The sequence below is a fragment of the Catonella sp. genome (genome assembly GCF_052173895.1).
GTDB lineage: Bacteria > Bacillota > Clostridia > Lachnospirales > Lachnospiraceae > Catonella.
Genome location: NZ_JBQMXS010000015.1, coordinates 1 through 13,863 on the forward strand (window position 1 = coordinate 1; position 13,863 = coordinate 13,863).

10 protein-coding genes are annotated in these 13,863 nt (G+C 37.5%); all 10 read left to right on the forward strand.

What is annotated here, in order from left to right; genetic code table 11:
• On the forward strand, nt 1–64 hold a 64-nt coding region (locus tag ACTTG8_RS04965), incomplete at its 5' end, for a GMP synthase (glutamine-hydrolyzing) (protein ID WP_442561049.1).
• 922 nt (nt 65–986) lie between these two features.
• Complete coding sequence (locus ACTTG8_RS04970) at nt 987–2,648, forward strand: hypothetical protein (RefSeq protein WP_442561017.1); 1,662 nt, start codon at nt 987–989, stop codon at nt 2,646–2,648.
• 441 nt (nt 2,649–3,089) lie between these two features.
• Nucleotides 3,090–3,362, forward strand: coding sequence for a hypothetical protein (locus tag ACTTG8_RS04975; protein ID WP_442561018.1), 273 nt, complete (start codon nt 3,090–3,092; stop codon nt 3,360–3,362).
• A 196-nt stretch (nt 3,363–3,558) separates the two neighbouring features.
• Nucleotides 3,559–4,449 carry a hypothetical protein gene (locus ACTTG8_RS04980; RefSeq protein WP_442561019.1) on the forward strand — a complete coding sequence of 297 codons (891 nt, stop codon included), beginning with the start codon at nt 3,559–3,561 and terminating at the stop codon, nt 4,447–4,449.
• A 150-nt stretch (nt 4,450–4,599) separates the two neighbouring features.
• Nucleotides 4,600–5,919, forward strand: a complete 1,320-nt coding sequence (locus ACTTG8_RS04985; RefSeq protein ID WP_442561020.1) for a hypothetical protein — start codon at nt 4,600–4,602, stop codon at nt 5,917–5,919.
• Entirely contained in the window at nt 5,906–10,090 is a 4,185-nt protein-coding gene (locus ACTTG8_RS04990) for a hypothetical protein (RefSeq protein ID WP_442561021.1), read from the forward strand. Before ACTTG8_RS04985 ends, ACTTG8_RS04990 begins: the two co-directional genes overlap by 14 nt.
• 1,324 nt (nt 10,091–11,414) lie before the next feature.
• Nucleotides 11,415–11,999 (forward strand): hypothetical protein, encoded by a 585-nt coding sequence (locus ACTTG8_RS04995; RefSeq protein WP_442561022.1) that lies wholly within the window; start codon nt 11,415–11,417, stop codon nt 11,997–11,999.
• Nucleotides 11,986–12,369, forward strand: a complete 384-nt coding sequence (locus tag ACTTG8_RS05000; RefSeq protein WP_442561023.1) for a hypothetical protein — start codon at nt 11,986–11,988, stop codon at nt 12,367–12,369. Before ACTTG8_RS04995 ends, ACTTG8_RS05000 begins: the two co-directional genes overlap by 14 nt.
• A 187-nt stretch (nt 12,370–12,556) precedes the next feature.
• Complete coding sequence (locus tag ACTTG8_RS05005) at nt 12,557–12,763, forward strand: hypothetical protein (protein ID WP_442561024.1); 207 nt, start codon at nt 12,557–12,559, stop codon at nt 12,761–12,763.
• Nucleotides 12,764–13,012: 249 nt separating this feature from the next.
• Nucleotides 13,013–13,705 (forward strand): recombinase family protein, encoded by a 693-nt coding sequence (locus ACTTG8_RS05010; RefSeq protein WP_442561025.1) that lies wholly within the window; start codon nt 13,013–13,015, stop codon nt 13,703–13,705.
• Nucleotides 13,706–13,863 lie beyond the last annotated feature (158 nt).

Here is a 13,863-nt window from a genome sequence, read left to right on the forward strand (position 1 = left end):
GGGAGTTAACAGGGTACTGTATGATATAACCAGTAAGCCACCGGGGACGATAGAGTTGGAATAACGGACAGAGTCCGTAAGACCGCTATTTATGGGTAAAGTTAGGCGTTCTACAGCTGTATACAGTCTATTTACGGGATAAAGACATGGAAATTCTCATAAAAATCGACTGAAATCGGGCAGATGAAAAATGAAGAATACCCATTTAATGCCTGTTACAGCTGATTTTAGGGACGGGATATTGAGATGATTTTGTACCTTGGAGATTATGGCTTTCTAACGAAATTTGTATAAAACAGGGAAGAGAAAAATCAGAGAATGCCCATTTAATGCCTGTTTCGTCTAATTTTAGGGACGGGATATTGAACTTAGGCTATTAGCTCAAGTTTTTGATATATTTGCATATCATTTTTAATATAACTTCATATAGATTTTAGATATATGATTGGCTTGCCGAAGGTTAGCAAGCCAGTCTTTTTCTTTTTTGAAGCTTGTTTAGTTTTATTTCTTGGTATATTTTTATTTCACAGGGATAGTTTTGTGGCTTTGTATTTTGCCATTTTAGCGTTTTTATATCTTATCTGGTAACAACCTGGACGGAGCGGATAAAATCTCTATATTCGTCTTGTACGCTCGCACATAGGGTATTTAAACTTTGGTCGCTTACTGTATGGCTTCAAAAATTATTTTTTAAATTTTTCAAAATCCTCTTGACAGATTTGAAAATAAGAGGTACGCTCTATTACAGGCTTTGTACAAATAAGTCGGCTATTGGGGTCTTATCCCTTGACCTTAGAGTATAGAGAGGTAACAGATATAGAGTAATAGATATATAGTATTGTTTAAAGCAGATTTTAAACATGTTTAAAGACCCTCATGCTCATGATGTTTTGGTTGTCTTAAGGAGCATGGTTTAAAGTTTAAAGCATGATATTATATACATTAGAGTAGTAGTGGCGAGCAAAAAATTTTGAGGAGGTGTCTGTATGCCTAGGAATTACAGGATGAAGCAGTCGAAGGCTTCATATACAGCCAAGGAGGAGTTGCTTAGTTCGAAATTCGAGAAGGTTGAGCCTTTGGCTTTCTACAGGGATATTTTCCCGTCTGGTACTTTACAGAATAAAGGTGTGTTGACCGAGGGGGTAGGTAATGCCATATTTAGGTATGAGCCAGATAGGTCTGATTATGAAGCTTTGAGGGATAAAATTATCGATAGCTATGGTGAGGCAATAAAGAGTGATGGCTTTGGCTATCTTCTTCCTGTAGATTCCAAAACATTTAAGGAGTTAAAGAAGTTGGATAAGATGTGGCACGCAGAAAAATCCACTGGCAGTAAGCCTATCAGAAAAACTGTAACGGTTTCAAGACATAATAAGGTTGTCACTATAATTGTAAAGTATGACAGGCTGTTGCATGACGATTTAGCTGAATTGAAAACCACAGAGGGTAAGGCATTTGCCATTATGCCACCGATATCGTATTTTGGAAAGAAGGCTAATGCTAAGAATGCAAGTTGCATACACGCTCTGGTAATAGACCTTGATGGGGTATCTGTAGACAATCTCAGATATATAATAAATCATACAGTCAGGAAGAGTGTACTTTTTTGCAGTCCGACATATATAGTTAATTCTGGTCATGGTTTGCATTTGTATTACTTGCTTGATAAGCCTATTGCCTGCTACAATTATGTAAGGAAGCCTATTACTGTTTTGAAGAATGCAATGGCTAAACTGCTTTGGAATAAATATACTTCCGAGTTTGAGGACAGGGATTTCCAGCAGTGGGGGCAGGCTTATCGTGTGGTAGGTTCTCTATCAAAGCTAGGGGCAGGTTATCCTGTAACTGCATATAAAACAGGTGGCAGGGTGTCTTTAGAGGAGATTAATAAATATCTGCATCCTAGCGACAGGATTTCATTACCTTTAGAAAGCTACAGACCTGGAGGAGTTACTGGAAAGACTCTTGATGAATGTAAGGAGCTTTATCCAGACTGGTATGAGCGAAAAGTTTTAGGCAATATACCAATAAGTGATAAAAAGATATTCCCTTGGTTATATGAGAAGGCAAAGGATGATACTAAGTTTTATGCTAAAGTAGGTTCTCGTTATCATAGTTTATGTATTTTATTTGCGATTGCTTCTAAGTGCAGGATACCTTTTGATGAGGTATATGAGGAAGCTGAGGGGCGTATTGAATTTTACAACCGTTTTGTTGATGAAGATGATGAGGTTAATAAGTTCACGATAGATGATGTTGTGTGTGCCTCTAAGTTTTATGACCCTGCGTTTCCTAAATGGATAACCTTAGACTATTACGAAAAGATTTTAGGTATAAAAGTGAAGCGCAATAAACGCAATGGAAGGACGAGAGAACAGCATCTTAAAAGTTATATACCATTTTTGAGGAAGTCAGGTGAAATAAAGGATACCAGATTTGGGGTAGAAGGTGGCAACAAGAGAGGTACGAGATTAGGAGCAAAGGATAAGACAGTCCGAAGCAGAACAGCAGATTCAGCTGAGCAGGTTGTAAGGGATTATTTATCAGCCAATCCGTCAGCGAGAACAAGCGAGATAATAAGAGATACAAAGTTATGTAAGACGACAGTCTGCAAATGGTTAAAGAAAATTAAGGGTATTGATACATAATCCATTCCATTCGGTAACTGATAAAGAGGGTTATCCATCTCATTTTTAATATAAATCGGATAATATAGTATTATACTATTTAGCTGGTGTGGACTATGCTTTTTGGTTTTGCACCAGACAATTCAGCTAATAACCCAGTTGGGTGTTCTCCCCGATAGGGGATACTGGTGTGTAATACAACTTTTTTATCATAACTCCTAATAAAATTTACTCCTAAATTTGATAGGCAGTTTGGGCAGGCACACCAGTAATATATGTAATCCTGCCCAGACAGCCTTTTAATAACAAAGTATGTATCCATGGTTCAGGGGTACTAATAAGCGGTTAGAAGCTGTATCTTCCTATCTGGAGACAGGTGTATTGAGTGTGGTAGATAGTCGCTAATCCTTGACTTAATACGCCTAGACTATTATAATAGTTAGCCAAAGGGGGTATTAGTATATGTTTTACCCATATTGTACGGTAAATGATTTAACGGAGATAGTCCATACACCGTTAAACAGTGCAGGTCAGACCTTAGTACATATAGAGGAGCCTAGTGACATATATTGTTTTAAGACTATGGACTGTTTAATTTCCACCTACGTAGTATCTAATGTTATAGGTTTCACTCCAGATGAGGTAGCATATTGGGTAGACTTTTGCAGACATAATGCAGGTATTTTACTGAATTGTGCGAAGCAAGGGGGTATAGCGAATGCCGATTATATTTAGGTTTGCATAGCCGAGGTTTTGGAGTAAGTCTGGGGTATTTCACAGGCATTTCTGCTAAATTATCGAATAAATCTGAAAATTCTCTAATAAAAAATAAAAAACCCTTAATACACTATTGACAGAACGTAAGTTTGGAGTTATAATAGTATCATACTACAACGGTAGAACGGAAACAAACAATTTAGGAGGTTCGTATATGAAATTAAAGAAGATACTTGTTATAGCTCTAGGGGTAGTTACTTTGTTATCGAATACAGTAACCGTAGAAGCTAAGCCTAAACCAAAGACACACCCACCAATCTTCCATACATTTGATAAAACAAAATTCGCAAGAGGCTACGATAAAATTTCTAAAGGTAGAGCAATTCTTCAAGAAGTCGATTATTCATCCAAATTCCCTTTTACTGCATTATCCTGTAATGATGGTGACCAGACATTTAAGTATTACGCAAGAAAGGACACCGTTAAGGTAACCACTTCAAAAGCAGATAAGTATGGTTATATGAATACCACCTTTACAGTTAAAATAGGAAATAGGGTATTTAATGAATATGATGAGACTGTATCTAATTCTGTAGCGGATATATACAATACAGAGAGTCGTGCTAACTTTGGTTATACAGATATCATAGTTTACCATCAGGCATTTGATAGAACTACAGGTATTAACCTTATGTCTGGCACAGAAGATTATACAGATGCTAAGACAGGTCTTGAGTTAAAGAATGCTTGTGTATTCAAAGCTAATGGTAAGAAATGGGCTGTACAGGCGACTGCTGAAAAGAGAGAACCATCTGAGGGGTATCCTGCAGGTTCTATAGTATTAAATGTGTATCATCCTGCAACTTATAAAGGCACAGTATTCACACAGATGATGGCAACCGATTGGTTTAGTAGTTCCGACCCTAATAGATGGGGCGTAGATAGAAAAACTGTTATACAAAATTTAGACTACTCTAAGAAGTTCACAATGCAGGGCAATAAGCTTATGGTGTATGGTGATTTCTGGCATTATAAAGATGGTTGGAATTATATGGAGTGGTGGAACTTAATAGGAAATACCTATTATACAGCGTCAGGTAAGTAATATTAAATAACTGTATTAAAGAAGAGCCAGAGATTGGCTCTTTTTTAATTTTAAATAATACTCATTTCATTATTAATTCTAGTAATATCTGTCTATACTATTTAATCGTGATAAACGAATTCAAAAATTATATTTTAGAGGAGGTTTGAAATGCTAAGAAAGTTTAGTAAGTTATTGGTACTAGCCTTAGCGGTACTGTTTTTACTTCCATCAGGGGTATTGGCAGGCGAGATTAAGTCTTGGTCTGATTATCATTTTGAGAGTAAGCCTAAACCAACGGGAGCTAGTCTTATAGTTGGTTATGAGCTTACCGAGCAGAGGGGTATGTTTCCTTTTGTATTAAATGATGGCAGGTATAAGTTTCTGTCATTTAAGGGAGATACGCTTTATGGTACGGCATTAGAGGATTATACTTATGAAATTGAGTCAGGTACTAAGGAGAAAGGTCAGCGAAGTGTATTAAAGAGCTATACCAGTCCATCGGATTTGCAGGTAGCTTTAGAGAATACACCCATATCAGAGGGGTATGGCTCTTACTTTTACACATTAGCTGATAAGGATGCTTTACTTTTGGTATTTAAGCCAGACGCAAAGTCTATAGATGGTTTACTTTACACCTGTAATGTATCTGATTTAGCAGATTATGATGTCAGAAAGAATGTTAATTCCGATTCCACTAAAAGTAATACAGCGAGGTCAAAGGTCACATTAGTAAATTCAGACGGAGCAACAGGTACTTTCAGGTTAACCTTTAATTTAGGAAATGAAGCAACAGCTGATTCATTTCAGATACCAGAGTTAAATTATCTGATGGTATTAGAGGAGGCTGATGCCAGGGGTAAAGAGTTTACCTTAGATGGTCTTAAGAATAAAACTTACAGTTATTTCATAGAGTCTGAAAATGGGGTAAAGTATGAAGGCACTTTCAAGGTAGACTTTGTAACATCTGATAACAGCTCGAATAGTGTTGAAGATGAGTTAGCCGAGGAAAAAGCTTTTGACAGGATACCAGACCGTAAACCAAAGGTAAAGATAACAGGTTTCCCAAAGAAAGCTCCTTTCAGGGGTACTCCAGTCACTCTTACGATAACTTCTGATATAGCAAGTGACTTTAGTTTTAACGGTAAATCATTAAATGATTCTAAGAAAGTTAAGTCAGCTAAGTTTGAAGTATCAGAGAACGGAGTTTATACCTACTCTGTAAATACAGGAAAGCAGGTATTAAACGATACGGTAAATATAGACTTTTTTAGTGGTATGATGCCATCAGAAGACGCAGTGAATAAAAAGCTTGATACTACGGGTGTAGGTTCGGATGGAGATATTTCCAGTCAGAAGTTAGCACAGACAGGTATCGAGTCAAATAGTCAGCTGTATCTTATACTGCTTTTAGCTATCTCAGGGGTATTTATAGCACTTACAGCAGTCATATCACATAAGAAAGGAGCAAATCCTAATGAAGAGAATTAAGAGTATTTTATCTTTCATACTGGTATTTTTCTTAACCATCTCGTTCTTACCAACCACAGGGGTATATGCAAAGTTATTCGGTTCAGGTGGCGTAAGGGATTTACCAGAGATGGTTGTAGCTAATCCGTCAGCAATAGGTGATACAGGATTACAGGATTTTTACAGAGTTACTGCTGTACCTATAGATACGAGCAGAGATGCGGTAACTCCGTTTTTAGCTTACTCTAGCGGTAGTAAGAAGGTAAAGTTGCGTAAGCAAGTACCTAACTATCCAGAGCCAGAGGACTGGTGGTATTTTACTACAGAGGAGAGGTCAAAGCGAGCGAAGGTGTTATATCAGGGAAGTGTAAGGACTTCTGTAAAGGTACATGGAACTGATGATAGCGATTTAAAGAAGTTCATGAAAATCATAGGGGTATCGAGTTACACAAACGACTGGGCAGTTTGGGACAAGGCTATCAAGTCAAAGGATAAGAACGAATTTGATAGCAGTAAGAGTGATAATAATAAGTCGGTAAAACTTCTAAAGTTCCTTTTAGATAAGGCTTACGATGGCAATACTAAATATTACTTCGTCTTTGAGCGTGTAAAGGTATTTAAGGAAGTAAGTAGTTCTAAGACAGTATACACCTTGATATCCAGACAGGATTACCGCTACAGTCAGGGCAGTAGAAATCATATTTACGCTATGCTTGGTAAGTTAGGTACTTTAACGGACAGCAAGAAGCGTTTGTACGATAATATGTATGGGTACGATTACAAACTTAACGGACAGGTAATGAGTGCAACAACTGATGGTTGGCTCAATCAAGGTAATGAAGCACCATTCGGGGTAGGTTTCCTCACAGGGGGTAACGGAAAGTACGGTTATGCGGTATATGCAGGAACGGCAGGAGACCCACCATCTAATTCAAAGACCACCCTCAACATAACTGTAGAGTATCAGGGTAATGTAGGTCAGGAGAAAGGTACAATACATACAAGGTCAAGTTTCATAAAAAATGATAGTGAATACTGGAAAGTTACAGATAACACTTATAAATCGGCAAAGGGTGACGCTGAAACATTATTGCGACTTCGTGAGACTGATAAGCAGAATAAAGTCAGAATAAATAAGCCTTACACAATGTTTGCGGGACGTTTCGTGAAACTAACTCTAAGCAAGGAGCAGACTTTTACAGATATGCTTAAAGAACTCAAGGCTACTTTTAACACTTCACGTGTAAAGTGGGAATCAGAGCCTTTAACTGGTAAAAATGTAGTGGGTGTTAAGGTAGTACCTAAACATTTTATAACCGACTTTCAGAATTATCTTAATAGCGAGCAGGGTTCTATAGTAAACAATGATATCTTTAGTCGAGAGGATATAACGAAGGGTAAGCTTAAAAGTAGTGGGGATTATGAGGCTACTATTACTGATACAAGTATGCCAGTTAAGTTTTACAAGTTAGTTTTATTAGATTTAATAAAAAATCTTTCAGGGGTTGTAGACTCACCAGATGGTATTGTAAATAATAAAGGTGACGGTATTGTAGCAGGCAAACCTCTAGGGGTATCTATCTCTTACTTAGTTAAAGCAGAGCCTGTCACATCAAATAAAGCGACAATAAAAATAAATATAGACAAAAGAGGTAAGGCAAAGATAACGACAGTTGGAGGAATAGTACCTGGCAATTATACCAACTTAGACCAATATAATATGCCGATAGCTAAAGGAACAAAGGTATTAGCTGTAGTGCCTTACAAGGGTAAGAATGCAGGTGTTTCTGAGCTAATTAAAAAACTTAGTGGGGTAGAAGCTAAAGACCTTAAGGACGCAGGCAAGGTAGCTAAAAAGCTTGAGACTATGTTCCCAGATAAAGAGATTTCAACTGCAATGGGTATTCCATCGGAAATAGCATTAGGTTGTCAGAGTAAGGAGAAGATAGAAGGCTACACCGTTTACGAAATCCTAATAAACGCTGAAACCCCTACAGGCGGTAACACTCCAGACCCAGCAAGTGGCAAAGTGGAATTGCCAGCGTATATGTTAAACCGTTACTTCCCGAACATTATCAATACATCGAGTGACGGTAAGGTACAATATCAGGTAGGAAAGGATTTCACAGTTAAGAAGGAGTTATACAAAGACCAGGAGACCTGCCCTAGATGTGGTTCAACATTCTTCCCTATAACACAGCCTAACAGGTATCAGGATTGGAATATAGAGTGGCGAGACCAGTCATCCAGTGGGTATCATATTGCTTTAGATAATAAGAATCGTGACAGGTATTTTCCATCAATGCCTAATGGTGTATGGGGTAGTGCGAAGCGTAGCGTTTTAGCCAGTTGGACATCGCAGAATACTGAAGGATGGTCAGACCCAAGTGGAAAAATCATAGATTACGGCTTTAACCTTATAAGGGCTTCAGTTAAGGATAACAAAGCACTTTCAGGTATAGCTTACAAGACTTACGATGTAGTAGATAAGGACAATGTATTACAGTTCAAGCCATACTTTGGGGTATCACCTGTTTCAAGTCCTTTGAAGGCTAGTTCCCTGCGTTCTTCGATGGCTTTAGCAGGAAAGGTTAGTGACACAATTACGGTAGCTTCAAGGTTTACAAGATATCATGGTTCAGGTTTTGATGAGAAATTAAATCATCATTTTGAGCCAGAAATAGGTCATACCGAATGTGGTAAATATAGTTGTTGGTGGGTAGTTGATGAGCCAGAGGTAAATATCTACTGGTACTCTTTCCCAACCAAGATAGCAAGCGGTATACGTATAAACGGCTCATCTGCGAACAGTTTCACTTACACTTTTGAGAGCAATGTACGTAAGTATCAGACAGCCACAATGGATACTGGAGAAAACGAAAAAATCTCTGGGGGTAGTACAGCAGTTAATATACACGCTTTCAGTCCTAAAGAGGGCGAGGTAGCGGATGGTAATGAATACAGGTTTGCGAATGTCCGTTACAATGGGGTAACACATAACTTCTATCCAGAGGTTAATATGGTATACAAGATAGACGGCACACAATATGATGGTAATTCACCATATCGTATAGCTTCGACAATGGGAGAGGTACTTAGGAAGTCCAAATCAAGCTCTCTGTATTTATTCAAGCTAAACGGGGTAGGACAGACCACCACAGGGGTAACTTATTCCGACTCAGCTTTAGGCGGAACGGTGAGCAGGGGAAGCAGACATGTAGTTATTCCTGCAGGAGCGGATGTACATATCAAGGCAGAGCCTAAGAATATCACTCTTGATTTATATGGTTATGCACTTGACAGTATAAATGCTGATACAGACTCAACTTTTAAGCCAGAGAAATTCACATCACATAAATATACAGACATAGTAGCAAGCGGTAGGAATGTAGATACCGAGTGGAACGGTAAGGCAAACAGACCAGCCCTAATAAAGCATTTTAGTGACTGGACAGATAATATACTTGACATAAGGAACTTTAGTGCGGACTTTGAGTTACATGTAAATGGTATTAAAAAGGCAAGCAATTTTAGTGCCGTGGTAGGGGATATCAAGCGTAACAAGTCCATTACCGAAGATGGGGTATATCAGCTTCAGTTTAAGAAAGGCAGTTTACTTTCCAACAGGGATTATAGTCTGCTTATAAAGCAGATAGCCAGCGACTATCAGTGTAGTGAGTCTGAGGCTGAGGGGGTATTTAAGGCGAGTGGTATTTACACTTCGATATTAAATGCCATTGAGAGCAGTACTTCGGATATCAACAATTCAGGTCAGGCGAAGCTTGGGCAGGTTGATTGGACTAATGACTTAGGTAGTGACGGCAACTGGTACGATGAATATGTAAATACCTTTGTAGTGAGGCGATTCACCAACAAAGGTAACAAGATAAACAGTATTACCGCCACCGACAAGATTGATTATGGTTTAGCACCCGATGGAAGTGAAAGAAGGCTTCAGAATGCAAATTATAACAGAGTTAACCGTGCATTTTGGAAACTCAGTATATTCTTTAATCCTGCAAGAGCAAAGGAGGTAAAAGACCTCTTAGTAGGCAGGGGTAGTTTCTATGACCCGTCTAAGAGATGGTCGAAACTTTCAGAAGCAAGGGACAGCTTTACGGTACTTATGCATGGAGTCAGGGTGCAGAGGGCTGATTTCGGTATTTCGGCTGACAGCACTAAAGAGTTTTAGAAATACATAACGTCTTTTTATAATCCGACACTTTATATTTAGGTGTCGGATTTTTTATGCCTTGAGTTTGAAAAATACCATCCCTGAGAAATCTTACAAAAAACAGCACCTGTTTTAGACTATCGAGAAAGGGCTTGCAGTGTCTGAGTTGGTTTCTTTAATATCGTTAAAAGCTATACCATTTACTACTTTTAGAAGAGAGGCTAAATTATTTTTTGCGATATAAAATAAAAACACGGTGTAACTATAGTGTATCTTTAATTTAAGCTGGAAAATTACCAGCTGTGAAGGTGCAGGTATTCGTCTGTATGCCTGTTAATTACTGCCTGTGCGAAAGTTTGAAATATAGTTGCTTTTCTGTGTTTTTTGTGATAAAATCAAGGAACTCAGGGGTATTATTATTTAACCCCGTTCATTTGTTATGGGTTTATATTCAGAATACACCTGCTAGAAGTTAGACTTATCTGCTACAATAACGACTTAGTTACTATAATTACAGCTGAAGCCTGTTGAGACTACAGACAGTGTACCTTTTTGGTACTTGTAGTCTGTCTGATATTTTGTCTTAGAAATTTAGAAATTTTTGTATTAATTACAGAAAAAAATCTACTACAAGTCAGACTTATCTGCTACAATAACGACTTAGTTACTATAATTACAGCTGAAGCCTGTAAGCCTACAGACGGGAACAAAGAAAAACCTTGATTTTGGGGTATTTATAGCGTATAATCTGCAACCAGAGCCTTATATTATTCTGTCATTAAGTTAGTAAATCTTGCTGATTTCAACCTTTTATCTGCTTTAATATCGACTTTATCCTGTTTTCAGAAAGCTAAAAGTAAAAGAGAGCCACTTAAGGAATATTTCTATGGTTATCTTTGAAAACCTGCCTGTTTTGTGCTTTGGGAAGTGAAGACAGATAGCAGGTTAAGGATTGGCTACTTCTCTTTTTTTCTATGTTTTTTATGGTAAAATATATATGTATCCAAAAACTTTTGAGCTACCTAAAATTTTTACACAGACATATTTTTTTGTATATTTTAGGGGAAATTTAGGGGCTTGTGAAAAAAATAATAGCGGTATTGAGTGGTAAGAAAATTTTTACTTTAACGAAAAATTTTATATGTGATATTTTTAATGAACCTTAAGGAAACTTTTAAGAGCCTTTAGGTTTTTATTTTTTTCATCTGATTTGAAGCCTTTTATACATTTACATTTTATATTTGAGAAAAAAGTGATAACTGTTAAGCCGAAATCACTTTTTAACAGCAGAATTATAAACACTGATATGCTTTTATTATGTAATGAAGGGAGGAAGGGTAATATGGATTTTAAGCATGATGTAAAGACCTTTGAGGTTAATGTGGTGGATGATGAAGAGGTAGTAGTTTCCTATACAGGTTCTATAGTACTGTTGCCAAAGATAGACTTTAACTCACTTGTAAGTGATAGGGGTAAGCTAAATAGGGCTGAGAAACTTAAAGACAGTCTGCTCCATCTGTATTTGAATGAGACTCCAAAGGTAAGAGAGAAGGATAGTGAGATAGCAGAGCTTAAGTCTGCAAATGAAACAGCCGTATCCGATTATTTCAATTCCATACGAGGCACTAAAAGCAACAGGGGTAGTGGCAACAGGGCTAGTGCAGAGATTTTAGCAAGAGCCGTACGAGGCGACTCTTTAAGCGATATTATGAAGGGCAGGTACACATATAACAGCAGAGGAAACAAAAGGATATACGAGAGGCGTAAGATATTCTTTGCATTATCGGTTAAAAAGCCTGAAGATTATGAGCGTATACTTAATTTATACAACAGCTATCCGAGTATATTTGATTGCACTCTTGAAGAATTATCTGCGTGGTATTATAAGCGTTTAAAGAAAGGGGTAGGTTCTGATGAAGGTATATAAGGATGAGGCTACAGGCTACTTATTTATTGAGGATATGTCTGATGGTGTAGCTGTTTTATCTAATAAGCGTTACTTGGAATACAAGAGCAGAATTAAGAGTCTGTTATCGGAGAGAGACATCCTTAACAGTAGGTTTGAGGAGCTTTCAAAGAAGTACAATAAGCTGTCGGAAGAGCCTAAGAGCTTACAGTCATTGCCAGAGGGTTCTGTGGCTGAGCTTAATACAGGTATTGCCATCGGTATGTTCTGTAAATCGGAAAATGTTGATTATGCTCTTGCAGGCTTTATATTTGAAGAATTTAAGAAATGGTATGAACAGTATAATGGTAGTGAGCTTATTGCTGGTATTAGGGCTAAGCATGGTATCTGATTACTGAGCTTTATATTCTTTTTGTACTTTTAATATATGGCGGATTAATTACTTATCAGGGGTATAATCCGCTATTTTTAATGAAGAATAGCTTATAGCATACATAATAGATAAAAATGGGGCTAAATAACTGGTAACTTTCTGTATTTACAGAATATTGAAACAGAGTTACATTATCATAACGGTAATGGATAGCCACCTTTTGGTATATACAGCCTTTAGAGTACCGATACAGCCTTTAGAGTACCTTGGAGTGCTAAACAGCCTTGAGAAAGCTATTACAGCACTTAATTCAGCCTTTGGGGTATCCGTAGCCTTGCTTTTTCCTGTTTTTTATTTAGAAAGCTGGTTATTTCAGACAGTTTATTTAAAGAGAACAAAAGAAGAGCTGTAAGATACCAGGCGGATAATATAAAAATATTTCTTTTCCTGCAAGCTGGTTTTTTATATTCCTGCGTTCAGAAAAATATGCTTTTCATACATAATAAATCAGGTGATTTAACTGCATTTTCTGATATTAATTTTTCATCCAACAATATCGTTTTATACTTTTCAGCCGAATAAGAGTGTTCGGAGCATGGTGACCGACATTTTCAGTCATACTAATCGGTATAAATCGAAATTTGAAAGGAGCCTATTTATTATGGTTAATGAAAACAGAACAGATTTTCCGAATTCAGGTGCAGTAAACAGTATTAAGAGCCTTGCAGGAAAAGCAGAAGCAAAGATATTTGGCTATGCGAGGGTAAGCAGTATCGACCAGAATCTTTCAAGGCAGACAGATGCCCTTATGAAGTTCGGTGTTGCTAAAGAGGACATCTTTACTGATAAGAGGTCAGGTAAGGATTTCGAGCGTGAGGGGTATCTTGACTTAAAGAAGCGTCTTAGGAGGGGCGATACTCTGGTTATAAAGGAGCTTGACCGTCTTGGAAGGAGCAAGGAGATGGTAAAGAATGAGCTTAAATGGTTAAAGGAAAACGGTATTCGTGTAAAAATACTTGATATTCCTACAACACTTACAGAGACTGAAGGTCAGGACTGGGTATTTGACATGGTTTTTAACATTCTTATTGAGGTAATGTCATCAATAGCAGAGGAAGAGAGGTTAATGATACACAAACGACAGTCTGAAGGAATAGCATCGGCAAGGGAAAGAGGGGTAATTTTTGGGAGACCGATGATAGTTAAGCCTGATAATTACGAGGAAGTGATGGAAAAGGTATTTTCAGGAGAGATAACGGCAGTAGGTGCAATGAAGGTACTTAAGCTTAAAAGAGGCACATTTTACAAGATGAGAAAGACCTATTACGGAGGTGATGACGCAGACATAAACTGAAGTTTTATTTCCAGTAATTAATATGGCTGTTATTTTCGCCATGCAGGTATTCTGTTTTAAAGAATGGGTATTGCCTGTCATGTGTAAGTCCTGTTTTCATGTATAAGTCTTAGGGGTATATATCATTTTTAATAGGTATATGCCCTAAAAAAATGCTA

Bases quoted from the DNA above. Each gene is read 5' to 3' on its own strand.
- ACTTG8_RS04970 (WP_442561017.1), top strand. From the start codon at position 987: ATGCCTAGGAATTACAGGATGAAGCAGTCGAAGGCTTCATATACAGCC.
- ACTTG8_RS04975 (WP_442561018.1), top strand. From the start codon at position 3,090: ATGTTTTACCCATATTGTACGGTAAATGATTTAACGGAGATAGTCCAT.
- ACTTG8_RS04980 (WP_442561019.1), top strand. From the start codon at position 3,559: ATGAAATTAAAGAAGATACTTGTTATAGCTCTAGGGGTAGTTACTTTG.
- ACTTG8_RS04985 (WP_442561020.1), top strand. From the start codon at position 4,600: ATGCTAAGAAAGTTTAGTAAGTTATTGGTACTAGCCTTAGCGGTACTG.
- ACTTG8_RS04990 (WP_442561021.1), top strand. From the start codon at position 5,906: ATGAAGAGAATTAAGAGTATTTTATCTTTCATACTGGTATTTTTCTTA.
- ACTTG8_RS04995 (WP_442561022.1), top strand. From the start codon at position 11,415: ATGGATTTTAAGCATGATGTAAAGACCTTTGAGGTTAATGTGGTGGAT.
- ACTTG8_RS05000 (WP_442561023.1), top strand. From the start codon at position 11,986: ATGAAGGTATATAAGGATGAGGCTACAGGCTACTTATTTATTGAGGAT.
- ACTTG8_RS05005 (WP_442561024.1), top strand. From the start codon at position 12,557: ATGGATAGCCACCTTTTGGTATATACAGCCTTTAGAGTACCGATACAG.
- ACTTG8_RS05010 (WP_442561025.1), top strand. From the start codon at position 13,013: ATGGTTAATGAAAACAGAACAGATTTTCCGAATTCAGGTGCAGTAAAC.